At 65.3% G+C, this 20,786-nt stretch carries 16 protein-coding genes and 1 pseudogene; 12 read left to right on the plus strand and 5 right to left on the minus strand.

Annotated features, from left to right (window positions below; genetic code table 11):
• Nucleotides 1-382: 382 nt before the first annotated feature.
• The 3 genes from IF690_RS05730 (at nt 383) to IF690_RS05740 (ending at nt 6,259) form a co-directional block, all read left to right on the plus strand.
• A complete protein-coding gene (locus IF690_RS05730; protein ID WP_202699194.1) occupies nt 383-2,176 on the plus strand; it encodes a DUF1302 domain-containing protein in 1,794 nt (597 codons plus the stop codon).
• A gap of 25 nt (nt 2,177-2,201) precedes the next feature.
• Nucleotides 2,202-3,569 carry a DUF1329 domain-containing protein gene (locus tag IF690_RS05735; protein WP_202699195.1) on the plus strand — a complete coding sequence of 456 codons (1,368 nt, stop codon included), beginning with the start codon at nt 2,202-2,204 and terminating at the stop codon, nt 3,567-3,569.
• Nucleotides 3,570-3,718: 149 nt separating this feature from the next.
• Nucleotides 3,719-6,259, plus strand: coding sequence for a LuxR C-terminal-related transcriptional regulator (locus IF690_RS05740; protein WP_202699197.1), 2,541 nt, complete (start codon nt 3,719-3,721; stop codon nt 6,257-6,259).
• A gap of 31 nt (nt 6,260-6,290) precedes the next feature.
• Here the strand turns inward: IF690_RS05740 and IF690_RS05745 are convergent, their stop codons facing one another.
• On the minus strand, nt 6,291-7,082 hold the full coding sequence (locus IF690_RS05745) for an IclR family transcriptional regulator (protein WP_202699199.1): 792 nt from the start codon (nt 7,080-7,082) through the stop codon (nt 6,291-6,293).
• A gap of 166 nt (nt 7,083-7,248) precedes the next feature.
• On the opposite strand from IF690_RS05745, the gene hmgA reads away from it, so the two are divergent.
• The 4 genes from hmgA to IF690_RS05765 all read left to right on the plus strand — a co-directional run bounded on the left by hmgA (nt 7,249) and on the right by IF690_RS05765 (nt 12,062).
• Nucleotides 7,249-8,553, plus strand: coding sequence for a homogentisate 1,2-dioxygenase (gene hmgA / locus IF690_RS05750; protein ID WP_202699201.1), 1,305 nt, complete (start codon nt 7,249-7,251; stop codon nt 8,551-8,553).
• 3 nt (nt 8,554-8,556) lie between these two features.
• Nucleotides 8,557-9,861, plus strand: coding sequence for a fumarylacetoacetase (gene fahA / locus IF690_RS05755; protein WP_202699203.1), 1,305 nt, complete (start codon nt 8,557-8,559; stop codon nt 9,859-9,861).
• A 15-nt stretch (nt 9,862-9,876) separates the two neighbouring features.
• Nucleotides 9,877-10,515, plus strand: a complete 639-nt coding sequence (maiA, locus tag IF690_RS05760; RefSeq protein WP_202699205.1) for a maleylacetoacetate isomerase — start codon at nt 9,877-9,879, stop codon at nt 10,513-10,515.
• A 167-nt stretch (nt 10,516-10,682) separates the two neighbouring features.
• Complete coding sequence (locus IF690_RS05765; protein WP_202699207.1) at nt 10,683-12,062, plus strand: MFS transporter; 1,380 nt, start codon at nt 10,683-10,685, stop codon at nt 12,060-12,062.
• A 158-nt stretch (nt 12,063-12,220) separates the two neighbouring features.
• Here the strand turns inward: IF690_RS05765 and IF690_RS05770 are convergent, their stop codons facing one another.
• Nucleotides 12,221-13,024: a SirB1 family protein gene (locus IF690_RS05770; protein WP_023969645.1), complete on the minus strand. Its 804-nt coding sequence runs from the start codon at nt 13,022-13,024 to the stop codon at nt 12,221-12,223.
• A gap of 183 nt (nt 13,025-13,207) precedes the next feature.
• Here IF690_RS05770 and IF690_RS05775 point away from each other — a divergent pair, with 183 nt between their 5' ends.
• The 4 genes from IF690_RS05775 to IF690_RS05790 all read left to right on the plus strand — a co-directional run bounded on the left by IF690_RS05775 (nt 13,208) and on the right by IF690_RS05790 (nt 17,519).
• Complete coding sequence (locus IF690_RS05775; RefSeq protein ID WP_007932382.1) at nt 13,208-14,227, plus strand: Leu/Phe/Val dehydrogenase; 1,020 nt, start codon at nt 13,208-13,210, stop codon at nt 14,225-14,227.
• A gap of 98 nt (nt 14,228-14,325) precedes the next feature.
• Nucleotides 14,326-15,420, plus strand: a complete 1,095-nt coding sequence (gene pdhA / locus IF690_RS05780) for a pyruvate dehydrogenase (acetyl-transferring) E1 component subunit alpha (RefSeq protein ID WP_502710163.1) — start codon at nt 14,326-14,328, stop codon at nt 15,418-15,420.
• The gene (locus IF690_RS05785; protein WP_202699211.1) at nt 15,413-16,399 is read left to right on the plus strand and encodes an alpha-ketoacid dehydrogenase subunit beta; all 987 of its coding nucleotides are present in this window, start codon (nt 15,413-15,415) and stop codon (nt 16,397-16,399) included. The genes pdhA and IF690_RS05785 overlap by 8 nt, the downstream gene beginning before the upstream one ends.
• Before the next feature lie 10 nt (nt 16,400-16,409).
• Nucleotides 16,410-17,519, plus strand: coding sequence for a dihydrolipoamide acetyltransferase family protein (locus tag IF690_RS05790; protein WP_202699213.1), 1,110 nt, complete (start codon nt 16,410-16,412; stop codon nt 17,517-17,519).
• A 156-nt stretch (nt 17,520-17,675) separates the two neighbouring features.
• Here IF690_RS05790 and IF690_RS05795 read toward each other — a convergent pair.
• Nucleotides 17,676-17,933, minus strand: a pseudogene (locus tag IF690_RS05795) (YebG family protein); the annotation flags it as partial.
• A 363-nt stretch (nt 17,934-18,296) separates the two neighbouring features.
• Between IF690_RS05795 and IF690_RS05800 the strand changes: the two are divergent.
• The gene (locus IF690_RS05800) at nt 18,297-18,797 is read left to right on the plus strand and encodes a phosphate-starvation-inducible protein PsiE (RefSeq protein ID WP_202699217.1); all 501 of its coding nucleotides are present in this window, start codon (nt 18,297-18,299) and stop codon (nt 18,795-18,797) included.
• Here the strand turns inward: IF690_RS05800 and IF690_RS05805 are convergent.
• Together IF690_RS05805 and IF690_RS05810 are read right to left on the minus strand one after the other, a co-directional pair.
• Nucleotides 18,794-19,123 (minus strand): DUF3509 domain-containing protein, encoded by a 330-nt coding sequence (locus IF690_RS05805; protein WP_202699218.1) that lies wholly within the window; start codon nt 19,121-19,123, stop codon nt 18,794-18,796. The genes IF690_RS05800 and IF690_RS05805 overlap by 4 nt on opposite strands.
• A 218-nt stretch (nt 19,124-19,341) precedes the next feature.
• Nucleotides 19,342-20,643, minus strand: coding sequence for a serine/threonine transporter (locus tag IF690_RS05810; protein WP_202699219.1), 1,302 nt, complete (start codon nt 20,641-20,643; stop codon nt 19,342-19,344).
• Nucleotides 20,644-20,786: the final 143 nt, after the last annotated feature.

Below are 20,786 nucleotides of genomic sequence, written 5' to 3' on the forward strand. Positions count from 1 at the left end.
GTCTGAATATCGTTGCTTCAAACCTTCTGAATCCTCTTGCCCCCAAGGTGGCGTGAACACACCTCTGGGCGACTCTGCATGGCTGTTTGCCGTGAGAGCGAGGCCAGAATAAGGGCTGGCCGCTCAATGAAAAATAGCGATTGTGGACAAGGACTGTTGCAGGTTGGGCAACAGTGGTGCGCGCCACCCGCGCATGCCCCGCAAAGGCGCAATCCATCCATTTGATACCCGTTCATCCAGCCCGTCGATGCACCGCGCAAAGGCCCGGCTGGCGCTGGCATTCATCCTTTCGAACGACAGCGCGAATACCTCCTTGGTGCGCTTATCGCTCCTGTGCGCCGGCAGTAGGGTGAGGCCTTCTGTCACTCACCGGGGAAGACGCATGACAAAAACAACAATGCGCGCCATCTTCACGCCGCGGGCACTGGCCGTCGCGGTGGCCTTGGGGGGCTGCGCCCAGGCGCAGGCCGTTTCATTCAACATCGGGGAGATCGAGGGGCAGTTCGATTCTTCGCTGTCCATTGGCGCGAGCTGGGGTATGCGCGATGCCGACAAGGACCTGGTGGGTGTATCCAACGGTGGTCGCGGGCAGTCTTCCACTGGCGACGACGGGCGCCTGAACTTCAAGAAGGGCGAGACCTTCTCGAAGATCTTCAAGGGCATCCACGACCTTGAATTGAAGTACGGCGACACCGGCGTCTTCGTCCGGGGCAAATACTGGTACGACTTCGAACTCAAGGACGAAGACCGCGAGTTCAAGCCCATCAGCGACCACAACCGCAAGGAGGGCGCCAAGTCGTCCGGCGGGCAGATCCTCGACGCCTTCATCTATCACAACTACTCCATCGCCAACCTGCCGGGCACCGTGCGTGCCGGCAAACAGGTGGTGAGTTGGGGCGAGAGCACCTTCATCGGCAACTCGATCAACAGTATCAACCCGATCGACGTGTCCGCTTTCCGTCGTCCGGGCGCGGAGATCAAGGAAGGCCTGATCCCGGTGAACATGCTGTTCGCTTCCCAGGGCCTGAGCGACCAACTGACCGTGGAAGGTTTCTATCAGTTGGAGTGGGACCAGACCGTGGTCGACAACTGCGGCACCTTCTTCGGCAACGACGTGGTGGCTGACGGCTGCACCACTGGCTACACCGTCGGCAGCCCGGCGATCCGACCGCTGCAACCGATTGCCGCGGCGTTCGGCCAGGGCTTCACCGTGGCCCCCGAAGGCGTGGTGATCGGCCGCGCCGGCGACCGCGACGCCCGCGACTCCGGGCAGTGGGGCACCGCCCTGCGGTGGCTGGGCGACGACACCGAGTACGGCCTGTACTTCATGAACTACCACGCCCGCACCCCGACGGTCGGCACCATCACCGCCGGACGCAGCACCCTGGCAAGCATTCCGGGGATCGTCAGAACCGCCAACGGCATCGCCCCGGGCACCGGTTCGGCCCTGGCCCAGAGCGTGATGCTCGGTCGTGGCCAGTACTACCTCGAATACCCGGAAGACATCCGCCTGTATGGCGCCAGCTTCTCCACCACGCTGCCCACCGGCACCGCCTGGACCGGCGAGATCAGCTACCGGCCCAACGCCCCGGTGCAGGTCAACACCAATGACCTGACCCTGGCCCTGGTCAACCCCATCGCCGGCGGCCTGGCGTCGCCGGTGCGGACCTCGGCGGGGGCCGACAACACCGGCTACCGACGCAAGGAAATCACCCAGGTCCAGAGCACCCTGACCCAGTTCTTCGATCAGGTGCTGGGCGCCGACCGCCTGACCCTGGTGGGCGAGGCGGCCATCGTCCATGTCGGTGGCCTGGAGTCGAAAAGCGAGCTGCGCTACGGCCGTGATTCGGTCTACGGCCAGTACGGTTTCGGCGGCGATACCGACGGTTTCGTCACGGCCACGTCCTGGGGTTATCGCGCCCGGGCGATCCTCGATTACAACAACCTGATCGGCGGGATCAACCTCAAGCCCAACCTGTCCTGGTCCCACGACGTCAACGGCTACGGGCCCAACGGCCTGTTCAACGAAGGCGCCAAGGCGGTGAGCCTCGGGGTCGATGCCGACTACCGCAACACCTACACCGCCAGCCTCAGCTACACCGACTTTTTCGGCGGCGACTACAACACCCTCAAAGACCGCGACTTCCTCGCGTTGAGCTTTGGCGTGAACTTCTGACCCAGCCTCAAGAAGGACAACTCTTATGCGCAAGACGATTTTGCAATGCGGTGCCCTGGCCTTGACCCTGCTGGCGGTCAACGTGATGGCGGCGGTCACCCCGCAGGAAGCGGACACGCTCGGCACCAGCCTGACCCCGCTTGGTGCCCAGAAGGCCGGCAATGCCGACGGCTCGATCCCGGCCTGGACCGGCGGCATCGGCAAGAACGCCGGGGCGGTGGACGCCAAGGGCTTCCTTGCCGACCCGTTCGCCAGCGAGAAACCGCTGTTCACCATCACCGCGGCCACTGTCGACAAGTACAAGGACAAGTTGTCCGACGGCCAGGTGGCGATGTTCAAGCGCTACCCGCAAACCTACAAGATCCCGGTCTATCCGACCCATCGCACGGTCGGCCTGCCGGCGGACATCTACGAGTCGGCCAAGCGCAGCGCGCTGAACGTCACCTCGATCAACGAAGGCAACGGCCTGGCCAACTTCACCGGCAACCGCTACTACGCCTTCCCGATTCCGAAGACCGGCGTGGAAGTGCTGTGGAACCACACCACCCGTTATCGCGGCGGCAACCTGCGCCGCATCATCACCCAGGCCACGCCGCAGACCAACGGCAGCTACACGCCGATCCGCTTCGAGGAAGAGGTGGCGGTGCCGCAGCAGATCCCGGACCTGGACCCGGAAAAAGGCGCCAACGTGCTGACCTTCTTCAAGCAGGCGGTGACCGCCCCGGCGCGCCTGGCCGGCAACGTGCTGCTGGTGCACGAAACCCTCGACCAGGTGAAGGAACCGCGCCTGGCGTGGATCTACAACGCCGGCCAGCGCCGGGTGCGCCGCGCCCCGCAAGTGGCCTACGACGGGCCGGGCACCGCCGCCGACGGCCTGCGCACCTCGGACAACTTCGACATGTTCTCCGGCGCGCCGGACCGCTACGACTGGAAGCTGGTGGGCAAGAAGGAGATGTACATCCCCTACAACAGCTACAAGCTGGATTCGCCGAGCCTCAAGTACGACGACATCATCAAGGCCGGGCATATCAACCAGGACCTGACCCGCTACGAGCTGCACCGGGTCTGGGAGGTGATCGGCACGGTCAAGCCGAGCGAGCGGCATATCTACGCCAAGCGCCACATGTACATCGACGAAGACAGCTGGCAGGTGGCGCTGGTGGATCACTACGACGGGCGCGGCCAACTGTGGCGGGTGGCCGAAGGGCATGCGCAGTTCTATTACAACGCCCAGGTGCCGGCCTACACCCTCGAAGCGCTGTACGACATCATCGCCGGGCGCTACATCGCCCTGGGGATGAAGAACGAAGAGAAGCACAGCTTCGAGTTCGGCTTCGCCGCCAAGGCCGCCGACTACACCCCGGCCGCCCTGCGCGCAACCGGCGTGCGGTAAGGCCCGGGATACAAACGATGGCAAAAGGCGACCGATCGGTCGCCTTTTTTATGGGCGCGGATCAGCGCGCTGAATACTTCTCAACAAGCACCGGCGACAAGGCTAGGGTGAGGGCACGCAGGCTAAAACTATAAAAAAGGCACGCCGCAATGACCGCCATGACCCCCTGTCCTGGATTCCTGCCCCGTTTGTCCTCCCACCACCTGTCCCGCAGCCGTCTGAGTGCCCCGCTCCTGGCATCGCCGACGCGGGTGAAACTGCTCTGTGCGCCGCCCGGCAGCGGCAAGACGGCCTTGCTCGCCGAGTGCCTGTTGCAGGCGCCGGCCGAATGCCGGGTGTGCTGGCTGCCCCAGGCCGGGGCGGCGCAGACTCCGCTGCAACTGTGCGGCGAGCTGGCGCGGGCGCTGGGCCTGGCCGCGGCGGACGAGGCGGCCGTGCTGGACCACCTGGCGCATGTGCCGACCCCGACCTGGCTGTTCCTCGACGACTACTGCCGGGTCGCCGCGCCGCAGCTGGACTTGCTGCTCGACCGCCTGCTGGCGATCGGCAACCCGGCGCTGACCTGGTGGCTGGGCGGCCGCCGCCGGCCGCAATGCAACTGGCCACGGCTGCTGCTCGACGACCAGCTCTACGAATGCACGGGGCCCGAGCTGGCTTTCACCCAGGAGGACATCGAGCGACTGCTGCAACAATTGCCGCAGCCGTTGTCGATCCACACCGCCAGCCGGATTTTCCAGCGCAGTGCCGGCTGGTGCGCCGGCGTGCGCATCGCCCTGCTCGAAGGCAGCGACCTGGCGGCCGCGCCGTGCCGGCAGGGGCGGCCCAATACCTTGCTGGAATACCTGGAGCACGAACTGTTCAGCGTGTTGCCGGCGGAACTGTCCGAGGTCTGGCATGTGCTGGCGCATCTGCCGCGCTTCAATGCCGCGTTGTGCGAGCACTTGTTCGGCGCCGGGGAGGGCGCGCAGTACCTGCGGGCGTTGCAGGAGCTGGGCTGCTTTATCGAGCCCTGGGACCCAGCGCCGGAGTGGCTGCAAGTGTTCGCCCCCCTGGCCCGGCTGATGCGCGACGAGCCCTGGCCGGCGGGACGCTCCTGGCATCGCCGCGCCTGCCAGTGGTTCGCCGCGCAGGAGGATTGGCAGGCGGCGTTCGAGCAGGCGTTGCTGGCGCAGGAATACGAAGTGGCGGTCAGCTTGTTGCAGCACTTCAGTTTCGAGCAGCTGTTCGAGCAGCAGAACGTGGTGCTGTTGTTGCGCCTGCATGAGCAGCAGGGCGACGAACTGCTGCTCGGCAGCCCGCAGTTGGTGGGGCTGTTGACGGCGGCCATGCTGTTTGCCGGGCGTTTCGACCAGGCGCAATCCTGCGTGGCGCAGATGGCGCGTTTCGCGCCACAGCCGACGGCCTCCGGGCAGCGGCAACTGGTGGCGCGCTGGCAGGCGCAGCAAGGGTGGTTGCTGCATCTGCAAGGGTTGATGGAACCGGCGCGGATGCATTTTCTCGAGGCGCTGAGCGAATTGCCGGCCCATGCCTGGCCGACCCGCCTGCTGTGCCTTTCGGGCCTGACCCAGCAGGCCTTGCTCAGGGGCGAACTGGAGGTGGCGCAGATGCTCAACCGCGAGGCGCTATGCCTGGCCAGGGCCCAGGATTCATTGGTGTTCGAAGCGCTGCTGGAGCTGGACCATGCACAGTTGCTGGAGCAGCGCGGGGCGCCCCACAGGGCGCAGAGCCTGCTGGACGATGTGCAGCAATTATTGAGTCGCCAGGCTTATCGGGTCGGCCCGCTGCTGGGGCGGATCGCCTTGCGGCGCGGGCGCCTGGCCTTGCGCCAGGGCCAGGCGGAACAGGCTGCCGGGCATTTCCAGGACGGGCTCGAACTCTGTTTGCTCAGCCATGACAAGCGTGCCTTGTACGGGTTTCTCGGCCAGGCGTTTCTCGCTGCCAACCAGGGCGATTACGCCCATGCCTTTGTGCGCCTGCGCGATGCCGAGCGGCTGATGCAGCAACGGCAGATTCCCGACACGGTGTACCGCGCCGTGCTGCTGCAGGTCAGCAGCGTGTTCTGGTTGCAGCAGGGCCGGCCGGAACTGGCCCGGGAGGCCTTGAGCCGGGTGCTGCGTCACTACCGCGGGCCGCTGGCGCGCCAGGCGCCACCGGCCAGCCTTGAGCTGATTCCGCGTATCGAATACCTGCTGGTGCTGGCCGAGGTGTACCTGCAGCGCGCCGAGGCGCCCGTGGCAAGCTTGCAGCGCCTGCTCGAACAGGCCCGGCAACGAGGCATGTTGTGCCTGCAAACCGAGTTGCAACTGGCCCTGGCCGAGGTTGCCTTTCTGCTGGGGGATCGGGCGTTGTCTGTCCGTGCCTTGCAGGAGGGGCTGGAGCTCGGTGCGCGGTGCAATCTGCACCAGGCACTGCATGAATTGCGTTTGCGTCAGCCGCGGATGTTTGACGTCCAGCCGCTGGCCGAACCCGAAGTTCCGCTGCCGGCGGCAGGGGAGAGCCCGCTGAGCCAGCGAGAACTGGAGGTACTGCAACTGATTGCCCTGGGCAGCTCCAACCAGCAGATCGCCGAGCAATTGTTCATTTCCCTGCACACGGTGAAGACCCATGCGCGACGCATTCACAGCAAGCTCGGGGTGGAGCGTCGCACCCAGGCAGTGGCCAAGGCCAAGATGTTGGGGTTGATGGCGTAGCCGCTGGCACAGGCAGTGGCTACAGGAGGCTTCAGGGCTGGTAACCCATGCGCCAGCTCACCGCCTGGGACGCCGCCAGCAGGCGCTGCGCCGCCGGGCCGTTCTCGTCGGCGTGGAACAGCGAGGTCGGGCCGACCACCGTCAGCACGGCGGTGACCTTGCCGGTGGCGTCGAACACCGGCGCCGACAAGGCATCCACGCCGGGCATCAGCAGGCCGTGCACATGGTGCAGGCCGCGCTGGCGAATCTGTTCGCACAGGGCGGCATACACCTGATCGTCCGCCAGCGCGTGGGGCGCGTGGGCCTTGAGTTCCTGCTCGCGCAAATCGACGGTTTCGCGGTTCGGCAGGTAGGCACCGAACACCAGCCCGGTGGACGAGCTGAGCAGCGGCAGCACCGAACCCAGTTGCGTCACCACCGTCACCGCGCGCACGGCCGGTTCGATATGCACCACGGTCGCGCCCTGGTTGCCCCAGACCGCGAGAAAGCAGGTCTCGTTCAACTCATCCCGCAGCTCGGCCAGGGGCAGGGCGGCGACCTTCAGCACGTCCATGCTGCCCAGCGCCGCCATGCCGACCCGCAAGGCCTCGCGGCCCAGGCCATAGTGGTTGGTGGCGGTATTCTGCTCGGCGAAACCGCTGGCGATCAGCGCTTGCAGATAACGGTGGACCTTGCTCGCCGGCATCTGCACGTGTTCGGCCAGGCGCGACAGCGAAGTGGCGGGCGACAGCTCGGCCAGCGCCTTGAGGATGTCGGTGCCGACCTCGGCCGAGCGGACTTTCTGTTTACCGTTGCTGTCGCTGGTGCTGCGCGGCTTTTCCATGGAGGCGGTGTGATCCCGGGACGAATGGGCGTCTTTATAGCTTGACGGTCAATACCAATCAAATTACGTTATCCGTAATTGGATTACGATAAAAATAACGCAGGCGTGCCGAGAGCTCTTCCCATGGAGTTGCTGGCCGCTGCCAACTCCACTTCAAGGAGGCTCCATGAACCTCGATTCCACGGCGTCCGGGCTTGCGTACCAGTCGGGCTTCGGCAACCAGTTTTCCAGCGAGGCCCTGCCAGACGCCTTGCCCGTCGGCCAGAACTCCCCGCAAAAAGCCCCGTACGGCCTCTACACCGAACTCTTCTCCGGCACGGCCTTCACCATGGCCCGCAGCGAAGCGCGGCGCACCTGGATGTACCGCATCCAGCCGTCGGCCAACCACCCGGCGTTCGTCAAGCTGGCCCGCCAGCTGGCGGGCGGGCCGCTGGGCGAAATTACCCCCAACCGGCTGCGCTGGAACCCGCTGGATATCCCCAGCGAACCCACCGACTTCATCGACGGCCTGGTGAACATGGTCGCCAACTCGGCGGCGCAGAAACCGGCCGGGATCAGCATCTATACCTATCGCGCCAACCGCTCCATGGAGCGGGTGTTCTTCAACGCCGACGGCGAGTTGCTGCTGGTGCCCGAGCAGGGCCGCCTGCGTATCGCCACCGAGCTTGGGGTGCTGGAGGTCGAGCCGCTGGAGATCGCGGTATTGCCCCGTGGCCTGAAATTCCGCGTCGAACTGCTGGACCCGCAGGCTCGCGGCTATATGGCCGAAAACCACGGCGCGCCCCTGCGCCTGCCCGACCTGGGGCCGATCGGCAGCAACGGCCTGGCCAACCCGCGGGACTTCCTGACCCCGGTCGCCCACTACGAAGACCTCAAGCAGCCGACTACCCTGGTGCAGAAATTCCTCGGCGAGCTGTGGGGCTGCGAGCTGGATCATTCGCCGCTGAACGTGGTGGCCTGGCACGGCAACAACGTGCCGTACAAATATGACCTGCGCCGTTTCAACACCATCGGCACTGTCAGCTTCGACCACCCTGACCCGTCGATCTTCACCGTGCTGACCTCGCCCACCAGCGTGCACGGCCTGGCCAACCTCGACTTCGTGATCTTCCCGCCGCGCTGGATGGTGGCCGAGAACACCTTCCGGCCGCCGTGGTTCCACCGCAACCTGATGAACGAATACATGGGCCTGATCCAGGGCGCCTACGATGCCAAGGCCGAAGGTTTCGTGCCCGGTGGCGCTTCGCTGCACAGCTGCATGAGCGCCCATGGCCCGGATGGCGAAAGCTGCACCAAGGCCATCAACGCCGAGCTGCAACCGGCGAAGATCGACAACACCATGGCTTTCATGTTCGAGACCAGCCAGGTGCTGCGCCCGAGCCAGTTCGCCCTGGAGTGTCCGCAGTTGCAGAGCGACTACGATGCTTGCTGGGCCTCGCTGCCCGCCACCTTCAACCCGAATCGGAAATAACCCATGAATCAGCCAACCATCGCCCGCAGCTGGGTTGCCTCCGCCAACGACCACGCCGACTTCCCGTTGCAGAACCTGCCGCTGGGGGTGTTCAGCTACAAGGGTTCGGCGCCACGTAGCGGCGTGGCCATCGGCGAGCACATCTTCGACCTGGAAGCGGCGCTCGACGCCGGGCTGTTCGAGGGCCCGGCCAAGGCAGCGGTGCAAGCCACCCGTGGCGGCCAGTTGAATGCCTTTTTCGAACGGGGCCGCCCGGCCCGCGTCGCCTTGCGCGAACGCCTGCTGGAGTTGCTCGGCGAAGGCAGCAGCCTGCGTGGCAAGGTCGAGGCCCTGGGGGCGAAGCTGCTGCCCCTGGCCGCCGATTGCCAGATGCACCTGCCGGCGAAGATCACCGACTACACCGACTTCTATGTCGGCATCGAGCACGCACAGAACGTCGGCAAGCTGTTTCGCCCGGACAACCCGCTGCTGCCGAACTACAAGTACGTGCCGATCGGTTACCACGGCCGCGCGTCCACCATCCGTACCTCAGGCACCGACGTGCGCCGGCCGAAAGGCCAGACCCTGCCCGCGGGCCAGAGCGAGCCGACCTTCGGCCCCTGTGCGCGGCTGGACTACGAGCTGGAGCTGGGCATCTGGATCGGCCAGGGCAACGCAATGGGCGAGCCGATCGCCATTGGCGACGCCGCCGAGCACATCGCCGGCTTCTGCCTGCTCAACGACTGGTCGGCGCGGGATATCCAGGCTTGGGAATACCAGCCGCTGGGCCCGTTCCTGTCGAAAAGCTTCATCACCAGCATCTCGCCTTGGGTGGTGACGGCCGAAGCCCTGGAACCGTTCCGCCGTGCCCAGACGCCACGTCCCGAAGGCGACCCGCAGCCGCTGCCGTACCTGCTGGACAAGCGCGACCAGGCCGCCGGTGGTTTCGATATCGAGCTGGAAGTGCTGCTGCTCACCGAAGCGATGCGCGAGCAAGGCCTGCCGCCCCACCGCCTGACCCTGAGCAACACCCGGTACATGTACTGGACCGTGGCGCAGATGGTCGCCCACCACAGCGTCAACGGCTGCCAGTTGCAGGCCGGCGACCTGTTCGGTTCGGGCACCCTGTCGGGCCCGGAGAACAGCCAGTTCGGCAGCCTGCTGGAGATCACCGAAGGCGGTAAGAAGCCGATCGAACTGGCCTCCGGCGAAGTACGCAAGTTCCTCGAGGACGGCGACGAAATCATCCTGCGCGGCCGCTGCCGCCGCGAGGGTTTCGCCTCCATCGGTTTCGGCGAATGCCGCGGCAAAATCCTGCCTGCCCATTAAGAAGAGGTGCGTGTCATGGAGCTCTATACCTACTACCGCTCGACCGCCTCCTACCGGGTGCGCATCGCCCTGGCGCTCAAGGGCCTGGATTACCAGGCGCTGCCGGTCAACCTGCTGGTCCCCGCCGGCGGTGCCAACCGCCAGCCGGAATACCTGCGGATCAACCCGCAAGGCCGCGTGCCGGCCTTGCGCACCGATGACGGCGAGCTGCTGATCCAGTCGCTGGCCATCATCGAGTACCTGGAGGAACGTTATCCACAGGTGCCGCTGCTCTCCCAGGAGCTGGCGGCCCGCGCCCACGAGCGGGCGGTGGCGTTGCTGATCGGCTGCGATATCCATCCGCTGCACAACTCCGGTACGCAGAACCTGCTGCGCCAGTGGGGCTACGACGAGGCCCGGGTGCTGGAGTGGATCGGCCACTGGATCAGCAATGGCCTGGCGGCGGTCGAGCAGTTGATCGGCGACCAGGGTTATTGCTTCGGCGAGCAACCGGGGCTGGCCGACACCTTCCTGATTCCCCAGCTGTACGCGGCCGAGCGCTTCAAGGTGCCATTGGACGCCTACCCGCGGATTCGCCGGGTCGCCGCCCTGGCCGCCGAACACCCGGCGTTCCAGAAGGCCCATCCGGCCAACCAGCCCGATACGCCCGCCTGACCTCTGTAGCCGCTGCCGTAGGCTGCGATCGCCCCAAAGGGGCGTAGGTCTTCAGATCGCTGAAGGCCTTCGGCCTTATCGCAGCCTGCGGCAGCGGCTACAGGGTGACCACGCCCGTCCAGAGGCGTAGCGCCCCATAACCATAAAAAACTATCAGGTACCTTGCGATGCATAATCAGATTGCCAGCTTCCGGGCGGCGCTCGACGCCCGTCCCGTGTCGCGTTATCAGTGGTTGCTTCTTCTGCTTCTGGCCCTGTTGCTGGTCACCGACGGCTACGACGCCCAGGTGCTGGGTTATGTGGTGCCGGCCCTGGCCCAGGACTGGGGCCTGGAAAAGGCCGCGTTCGGCCCGGTGTTCAGCGCCAACCTGCTGGGCCTGACCCTGGGCTCGCTGGTGGTGACACCGCTGGCGGACCGTTTTGGCGTGCGGCGGATCTTGCTGGCCTGTGTGCTGATCTACGCCAGCCTCACGGTGATGATGGTGTTCGCCGATTCGCTGAACAGCCTGATGGTCGCGCGTTTTATCTGTGGCATCGGCATGGGCGGGGCGATGCCCAGCGCCATGGCGCTGATGTCGGAATACTCGCCGCCGCGCCTGCGGACCCTGATGGTGACCCTGGCCGCCTGTGGTTTCTCCTTCGGCGGCGCGGCCGGCGGTTTTGTCGCCGCGGGCTTCATCGACCGCTTCGGCTGGCAGGCGGTGTTCCTTGCCGGCGGCATCACGCCGTTGCTGCTGTTCCCGTTCCTGGCCTGGTTCCTGCCCGAATCGCTGCCGCGCTTGCTGCGCGATCGACCGCCTTATTTACGCCTGCGCAAGGTCACCGCGCGCATGTTGCCGGACTGGCAACCACCGGCCGCCTCGGCCGAGCAGAATGAAGCGGAGCAGGGCAGCAAGCTCACGGTGCTCGAACTGTTCCGCCACGGTTATGCGCGCCCGACGCTGCTGATCTGGTCGACCTTTTTCGTCAGCCTGATCCTGCTGTATTTCATGATCAGCTGGTTGCCGTCGCTGCTGCTGGAAAGTGGCCTGGGCCTGAACGAGGCGAACCTGGTGACCTCGATGTTCCTGTTCGCCGGCACCCTGGGGGCGATCTGCATGGCCTGGTTCGCCGACCGCCTGAAACGCAAGGTGCGGCTGCTCTCGGCGGTGCTGGCCGGAGCGGCGCTGTGCACCCTTCTGTTGGGCCTGAACCACGACAACCCGCGTTACCTGGTGGCCTTCGTCTTCGCCGCCGGCTTCTGCATCATCGGCGGCCAACTGACCCTCAACGCCTTTGCCAGCAACTTCTACCCGGCCCATGTCCGCGCCACCGGCACCGGCTGGGCCCTGGGTGTCGGCCGCTTCGGCTCGATCCTCGGCCCGCTGTTCGGCAGCCTGCTGCTGGCGATGCACATCCCGGTGCAGCAGATCTTTTTCTTCTGCGCGATTCCGGCGGTGATTGCGGCGCTGTTGATCATCCAGGTGCGCTCGCCCGAAGAACTGCCAGTCAGCGCCACCGAGCCCCTGGACTCCCTGGCCGCGAAGCTCGCCCGCGATCAACGTTAGCCTCCGGCCTGAACCATTGCGTGGTCTTTCTCGCCGGCAAGCCTGGCTCCCACAGAAACACTGTTCGTCTTTTGAGCAAGGGACGCCTGGTTCTTGCTCGCGATGGTGTGCGGTTTGGCACACCGCGTCATTTCCATCGTCGACGGGAGCGGGGGGATTCAGTGCACGATGCTGTTGGGCGGCAGGTGGCCCAGGCGTTCGGTCAGGCGCAGGCGCTGGATCGGGTCTTCGCTGAGCAGCAGGGCGTGCTCCAGGTCGAAGCGTTCGGCGTTGGGGCAGTCCAGGTGCTGGTAGAGGCTGGCGCGGGCCAGGTAGTCGGAGGCGCTGCCATTGCCCAGTTCCAGGACCCGTTCGGCATCGATCAACGCATTGAGGTGGTCGTCGTGGCTCAGGTGCAACTGGCGCAGGTTGCGCGACAGGCGCTGGAGCATCTGCTGCGGGCTGGCGGTGGCCAGGTGCTCGGCGGCCAGCTTGATGTTCGGCCCGTACTGGCGCTCCAGCAGCTCACGGCAGTCATTGGGGTACAGGCGGCGCCCGCCGCAGGGATCGAGCAGGTGATCGGCACCGGGCACGCGCAATAGAAAGTGCCCGGGGAAGTTGACCCCGACCATGGGGATTTCCAGGCGCCGCGCCAGCTCCAGGGCGATCAGCCCCAGCGCCAGCGGTTGCCCGCGCCGGGTGTGCAGCACCTTGTCCAGCAGCGCCGCCTGCGGGCGCAGCGGCAGGAACTCGTCCTGCTGGAAGCCCAAATCGTTCATGCGCCGCAGCAGCGGCTGACCCAGTTCGCTGACCGGCAGCAACGGCAAGCCGGAGCTGACCCGCTGTTGCAACTCCTTGAAATCCTGCAGCAACTGCTCGGGCGACACCTCTTTGTCGTGCTCGGCAGCGATCCACAGCGCTGCCTCGAAAAGGGCGGGCGGGGACTGTTGCAGGCAGGCGAAAAAAGCTTGACGCGGGTTCATCGAAATCTCCGGCGAATGCCTCGTTTTAGCCCCGTCGCGGGCGTTCGTCCAGTGCTGCACACATGTCGTAGCAGGTTATTTCCTAAAGCCTGAATAGGCGTGCGGCTTATTCCCGCGCGCTCCAGCAATTTTCATGCACAAGCCTATACTGGCGACTACAAGAAGTGATTCGGGAGCCTGACGATGTTCGCTCTCATGCAAAGCACTCGCCTTGAATCGCTGCACCTGAGCGTCGACCCGGCCACCGGGTTGAAGGCGGTGATTGCCATTCATAGCAGCCGCCTGGGGCCTGCCTTGGGAGGCTGTCGTTACCTTGCCTACCCCGACGACGAAAGTGCCGTGGTCGATGCCGTGCGCCTGGCCCAGGGCATGAGCTACAAGGCCGCCCTGGCCGGCTTGCCCCACGGTGGCGGCAAGGCCGTGATCATCCGTCCGCCCCATGTCGAAAGCCGCGCCGCGCTGTTCGAAGCCTTCGGCCGTTGCGTCGAGCAACTCGATGGCCGCTACATCACCGCCATCGACAGCGGCACCTCGGTCGCCGACATGGACTGCATCGCCCAAACCACCCAGCACGTCACCAGCACCACCGCCTCCGGCGACCCGGCACCGCATGCTGCCATGGGGGTGTTCGCCGGCATCCGCGCCACCGCCATGGCCCGCCTGGGCAGCGACAACCTCGAAGGTTTGCGGGTCGCGATCCAGGGCCTGGGCAATGTCGGCTTTGCCCTCGCCGAGCAGTTGCATGCGGCGGGCGCCGAATTGCTGGTCAGCGATATCGATTCCGGCAAGGTGCAACTGGCCATGGAGCAACTGGGCGCCCATCCGATCGCCAACGAAGCCTTGCTCAGCACCCCGTGCGACATCCTTGCGCCCTGCGGGCTGGGCGGCGTGCTCAACAGCCACAGCGTGGCGCAACTGCGCTGCTCGGCGGTGGCCGGCTCGGCCAACAACCAGCTGACCAACCTGCAGGTCGCCGACCAGCTGGAAAACCGCGGCATCCTCTACGCGCCGGATTACGTGATCAATGCCGGCGGGCTGATCTACGTTTCGCTCAAGCATCGCGGTGAAGACCTGGCGACCATCACCGCCCACCTGTCGAAGATCAGCCAGCGACTCACCGAAGTCTTCGCCCATGCCCAGGCTGAAAAACGCTCCCCGGCGCGGGTCGCCGACGACTTGGCGGAGCGCGTGCTGTACCGCTAGGGGCGAAGGCCTTACCCGGCATTTCGCCCTGTAGGCCCCGCGCCACAAGCACGGGGCGCAACAACTGCACGCTGACCCGGCGTGCCAGGAGCCATGTGATGCCTCACAAGGTTGCACTTCCCTATACCCGCTATTTGTCCCCGGACGGCCAGTTGCTCGGCGACCTGCCGGCCTGGGCCGACGACTTCAATCTGCTGACCCGGCTCTACCGGCAGATGGTCCTGACCCGCCTGTTCGACCAGAAAGCCGTGGCCCTGCAACGCACCGGACGCATCGGCACCTACGCGCCGACCCTTGGCCAGGAAGCCATTGGCGTGGCCATCGGCAGCCTGATGCGCCCCGAAGACGTGCTGGTGCCCTATTACCGCGACACTGCCGTGCAGCTGATGCGCGGGGTGCGCATGGAGGAGATCCTGCTGTACTGGGGCGGCGACGAGCGCGGCAGCGATTTCGTCGACCCGGCGGTGGCCGAGGATTTCCCGATCTGCGTGCCGATCGCCACCCAGGCCCTACATGCCTGTGGCGTGGCCAGCGCGTTCAAGATCCGCGGCGAGCACCGGGTGGTGGTGACCACCTGTGGCGACGGCGCCACCAGCAAGGGGGACTTCCTCGAAGCCCTCAACGTGGCGGGCACCTGGCAGTTGCCGGTGGTGTTCGTGGTCAACAACAACCAGTGGGCGATCTCGGTGCCACGGCGTATCCAGTGCGGCGCGCCGACCCTGGCGCAGAAGGCCATCGGCGCCGGCTTCCACGGCGAACAGGTCGATGGCAACGACATGCTCGCGGTGTACGACCGGGTACAGGCGGCCCTGGAGCGTGCCCGGCACGGCAAGGGGCCGGTGCTGCTGGAATGCCTGAGCTATCGCCTGGGCGACCACACCACCGCCGACGATGCCACGCGCTATCGGGCCGCGGATGAGGTCAAGCAGGCCTGGCTGGAAGAACCGATCAAACGCCTGCAACGCTTCATGGTCGGGCAGGGCGTCTGGGAAGGAAACCGCGAGCAGGCGCTGATGGTGGAATGCCAGGCGCTGGTGCAGCGCGCTGTGGATAACTTCGAGGCGGCGGGCACCCAAGCCCCCGAGTCGATACTGGACTACGTCTACGCGCAGTGGCCGGCGGCCCTGGCCGAGCAGCGCGAGATGTTCCTCGAACGGCTGGCACGGCGTGCGGGAGGTGCGGACCATGAGTAACGGCACATTCAGCCTGCTGGAAGCGGTGAACCTGGCGTTGCACCGGGCCATGGCCGAGGACGAGAACGTGATTGTCCTGGGCGAGGACGTGGGGGTGAACGGCGGGGTGTTCCGCGCCACCCTGGGGTTGCGCGACAGTTTCGGCTTCAAGCGGGTGATCGACTCGCCATTGGCGGAAACCATGCTCGGCGGTCTGGTGGTCGGCATGGCCGCCCAGGGCCTGAAGCCGGTGGTGGAAATCCAGTTCATGGGTTTTATCTACGCGACCATGGAGCACCTGGTGTCCCATGCCAGCCGCATGCGCAACCGCACCCGCGGGCGTATCACCTGCCCGATGGTACTGCGCACGCCCATGGGGGCGGGCATTCGCGCACCGGAGCACCACAGTGAAAGCACTGAGGCGCTGTTCGCCCATATTCCGGGGTTGCGGGTACTGGTGCCGTCCTCGCCGGCGCGGGCCTACGGCCTGTTGCTGGCGGCCATCGACGATCCGGATCCGGTGCTGTTCCTCGAGCCGACCCGCCTTTACCGCATGAACCCGCAACCGCTGGTGGACGACGGCAAGCGCCTGCCGCTGGACAGTTGCTTCACCCTGCGCGAAGGCAGCGACATCACCCTGGTCAGTTGGGGCGCGAGCATCGTCGAGACCCTGCAGGCCGCCGCCGCGCTGGCCGAGCAGGGCGTGTCGGCGGAGGTGATCGACGTCGCCAGCATCAAGCCGCTGGACCTCGACACCCTGGAAGCCTCGGTGCGCAAGACCGGGCGCTGCGTGATCGTGCACGAGGCGCCACGCACCTGCGGCGTCGGCGCGGAAATCGCCGCCAGCCTCTACGAGCGGGCGTTGCTGGAATTGCAGGCGCCGATCCTGCGGGTCACCGCGCCGGACATTCCACCGCCGCTGTATCGCCTGGAGTCGCTGTACATCCCCGGCGTCGAAGACATTCTTCACGCCTGCGACAGCACCCTGAACTTCGCCTGAGGAGGCTGCGATGAAATATTTCAAACTGCCCGATCTGGGCGAAGGCCTGCAGGAAGCGGAGATCGTCGAATGGCACGTCAGGGCCGGCGATAGGGTCCAGGCCGATCAGTTGCTGGTGTCGGTGGAGACCGCCAAGGCCCTGGTGGACATCCCCGCGCCCTATGACGGGGTGGTAGCGAAAACCTACGGCGCGCCGGGCGACATCCTGCATGTCGGCGAACCCTTGCTCGGCTACGAAGGCGAGGCGGATGCCGGCACCGTGGTCGGGCGTCTCGAAGGTGGCGGGGCCAGTCAGGAGGACCGGTTTTTTGTCGGTGCCGCGCCCTCGACCCGCGAACACATGGCAGCCCGCGCCACGCCAGCGGTACACCAACTGGCCCGGCAACTGGGCGTCGACGTGAATGCCCTGAGCGGTTCGGCCAAGGACGGGCTGGTCACCCGCGGCGATGTGGAAAGCGCCGCGCAGCAGGCGCGCGAGCGGTTCGGCGGCGAGCGGTTGCGCGGGGTACGTCGGAGCATGGCGTTGAACATGGCCCGCTCCCATGCCGAGGTGGTGCCGGTGACGATTTACGGCGATGCCGACCTGCACCGCTGGGGGCAGGCCCGCGATCCGCTGATCCGCCTGGCCAAGGCGCTGGCGGCGGCTTGTGCGGTGGAGCCGGTGCTCAACAGCGCATTCGACGGCAAGACCCTGTCGATCAAGCAGCACCCGCACCTCGACCTGGGCATCGCCGTGGACACTCCCGATGGCCTGTTCGTGCCGGTGCTGCGCAATGTCGGCCAGCGCGACGCGGCGGACCTCAAGGCCGGGGTGACGCGCTTGCGCGCCGATGTGCAGGCGCGCTCGATCCCGCCCAAGGAGATGATGGGCGCGACCCTGACCCTGTCCAACTTCGGCACCCTGTTCGGCCGTTATGCCAACCCGGTGGTGGTACCGCCGCAAGTGGCGATCCTCGCCTCCGGGGTGATCCGCGACGAGCCGGTGGCCCTGAACGGCGCGGTGGTGGTGCATCCGCTGCTGCCGCTGTCCCTGACCTTCGATCATCGGGCAGTCACCGGCGGCGAGGCGGCGCGGTTTTTCAAGGCGCTGGTAGAGGCGCTGGAGCAACCCGAGCTTTAGTTTTCCACAGGCATGAAAAAGGCCCTGGGCCAAAGACCCAGGGCCTGTTCAATTCGAGCCTGCTTACTTGGCGGCTTTGCTCGCCTTGGCGGGCTTGGCCGGTGCTGCGGGTTCCGCGGCTTCGGGCGCTGCCAGCGGAGCCTCTGGCTCGACTGCCGCAACCGGCGCGCTGAGCAGTTCGGACAGGGCGTCCGGCTGGCTCTTGAAGGCCTTGGCGAACACATCGCGGTTCTTCGCCATGTAGATTCCGGCCTCTTCCACCTGCTGCTCGCTCAGGGACGGCACAGCTTTTTGCAACACTTGCGCCAGCCATTCAGCCAGCTCGAGCATTTTGTCATGACGGTCAGCTTCGGCTTTATCCATGAACAAGCGCTCCAGATCTCGGCTGCTGCGGTATACCACTTCGACGGCCATTCACCACCTCACATGCCTTCACGATAATGGGTCTTTGCTACTACTGTATTTATATACAGCGCGCAGGATAAGCGAATCCTGCTGCGTTGAATAGTGGCTTTTCAATCTAGCCGGGTTTCAGGGTTTGTCAGCCCTCCCCTGTAGGAGCGAGCTTGCTCGCGATCCGCGCAGCGGCCATTCACCACCTTGTCTGAACAGACGCTATCGCGAGCAAGCTCGCTTACAGATTGCCGCCGGCCTGAACGTGCCTTGTCTGCATCAGCCACCATCTCACCCCCAGACGCTGGCCTTTTTTCTGCATGCAGAACAACCGTCACGTCCAACCCGCATCATCCGGTCGAGTCGACCTAAGGAAAAACCATCGTGAAAATCAATTGGGCCGAGAAACTGCGGCAGAACGTCCATCAGCTGGCCGAGTCCCTGGGCAACCTGTTCGTCGAGACCTTTCACTACCTGGCGCTGTTCGCCATCGGCGCGGTGACGGCCTGGGCGGCGGTGATGGAATTTCTCGGGATGCTCGAAGAAGGTCATATCAAGATCGATGACATTCTCCTGCTGTTCATCTACCTCGAACTGGGCGCCATGGTGGGCATCTACTTCAAGACCAACCACATGCCGGTGCGCTTTTTGATCTATGTGGCGATCACCGCGCTGACCCGCCTGCTGATCTCCAACGTGTCGCACCACAACCCACCGGACATGGGGATCATCTACCTGTGTGGCGGCATCCTGCTGCTGGCCTTCTCCATCCTGGTGGTGCGCTATGCCTCGTCGCAGTTCCCGTCGGTGAAGATCGAGCACCCGCAACGCAAAGTCGGCGCGGGTTCCAGCGAGCAACCTGAAGTCGAGAAGGGCGAGCTTTAAATCGCCAGGGTCAGGGGCGGCCGGTTAGCGGGCCGGCCCTTGGCGGCCGGCAGCGGCAGCTTGAAGCTGTCGCTGTTGGTCATGGCTTCGAGGATGGCCACCGCGCTGTGGCCCTGCTCGATGGCGATGCCGAATTGAATGCTTTGCACCAGGCGCTTGAGCCGCTGCGGATCGTTGCGCTGCTCGGCGCTGATCATGCGTTTGGCCACGACCCGGCCGGCCTTGGACAGGGTCAGCATGATGCTGCCGTCCAGGCCCTGGATGCTCAGGTTGACCCGGTATTCCGGGGCGAAGGCATCGGTAATCAGCTGAAAGGGGTTATCCATGTGCGTCACCGCCTGATTGTATCGTGCAGTCATTGACCGGCCGGGATCGGGATTAGTTCGCGTCTCCAGACCACTGGCAGGCCGTTCGCTGAGGTTTGTTAACGTCCGTATTCCTCCGCTCTTGCAAAGCAAAGGGCATGCCGGGAAAACCGCCGGCCAATAAACCCGGGGGCGAAAAAAAACGGACCAAAAGGTCCGTTTTTCTTTGGCTACCCGTTTCAGGGCATGAACGAATAAATGATCGCTGACAGTGCGATCAGGCCGATCAGCACCACGAACAGATTCGACAGCTGGCCCGAATACTGGCGCAGCGAGGGTACCCGCCGGATCGCGTACATCGGCATCAGGAACAGCAGGCAGGCGATCACCGGTCCGCCCAGGGTTTCGATCATGCCGAGGATGCTCGGGTTGAAGGTGGCCACGGCCCAGCAGCTCAGGACCATGAACAGCGCGGTGCAACGCTCCAGCCAGCGCGCCGACAGGCTCCGGCCGCGGCTGCGCAGGCTTTTCACGATCAGCCCCTGGAAACCTTCGCTGGCGCCGATGTAGTGGCCGAGGAAGGATTTGGTGATCGCCACCAGCGCGATCAGCGGCGCCGCGTAGGCGATCACCGGGGTCTGGAAGTGGTTGGCCAGGTACGACAGGATCGAGATGTTCTGCGCCTTGGCCGCGGCCAGGTCGGCGGGCGACAGGGCCAGCACGCAGCTGAAGCAGAAGAACATCACCGTCAGCACCATCATGCCGTGGGCCATGGCGAGGATGCCGCTGCTCTTGCGTTCGGCCTGGGCACCGTAGTGGCGCTTCTGGTCGACGGCGAAGGCCGAGATGATCGGTGAGTGGTTGAACGAGAACACCATCACCGGGATCGCCAGCCACAGGGTCTTGAGGAACAGCGGCAGGGACATGCCGTCGTTGGCCGAGGCGAAGAAGGCGCCGTTCCAGTTCGGGATCAGGCTGAGGGCCAGCAGCAACAGCGCGGCGACAAAGGGATAGACCAGCACACTCATGGCTCGCACGATCACGCCCTGGCCGCATCGCACGATGGCCATCAGGCCGAGGATCAGCACCAGGGACAGGATCGCCCGCGGCGGTGGCGTCATGTGCAGTTGGTGCTCCATGAAGCTGCCCAAGGTGTTGGTCAGCGCCACGCTGTACACCAGCAAGATCGGGAAGATGGCGAAAAAGTAGAGCAGGGTAATCAGCTTGCCGGCACCGATGCCGAAGTGTTCTTCCACCACCTCGGTGATGTCGCCGGAGCGCCCGGACAGCACGAAGCGGGTCAGCCCGCGGTGGGCGAAGAAGGTCATCGGGAAGGCCAGCAGCGCCAGCACGATCAGCGGCCAGAAACCGCCGACCCCGGCGTTGATCGGCAGGAACAGGGTGCCGGCGCCGATGGCGGTGCCGTACAGGCCGAGCATCCAGGTGGTGTCGTGTCTGCTCCAGCCCTGGCGGGCGGTCGTGGCGTCGCGGGCAGTCTCTAGCGCAGGGTTTTCGGCTGCGGGTGTTCGTACATCGGTCATCGGTATCGCCTCGTTATTATTTTTGCTCGGGCTCACGTGGTACAGGCGGTCAGGCCGTTTGAAAACGTAGCGAGCGAAGGCAAGACAAGGCAAAAACAGGCGAGGAACGGCCGGGGTCGCGTTCGACTGTAGGAACCTACATG

The organism is Pseudomonas sp. SK3(2021) (assembly GCF_016772375.1).
In the GTDB taxonomy this organism is placed as follows: domain Bacteria; phylum Pseudomonadota; class Gammaproteobacteria; order Pseudomonadales; family Pseudomonadaceae; genus Aquipseudomonas; species Aquipseudomonas chlororaphis_I.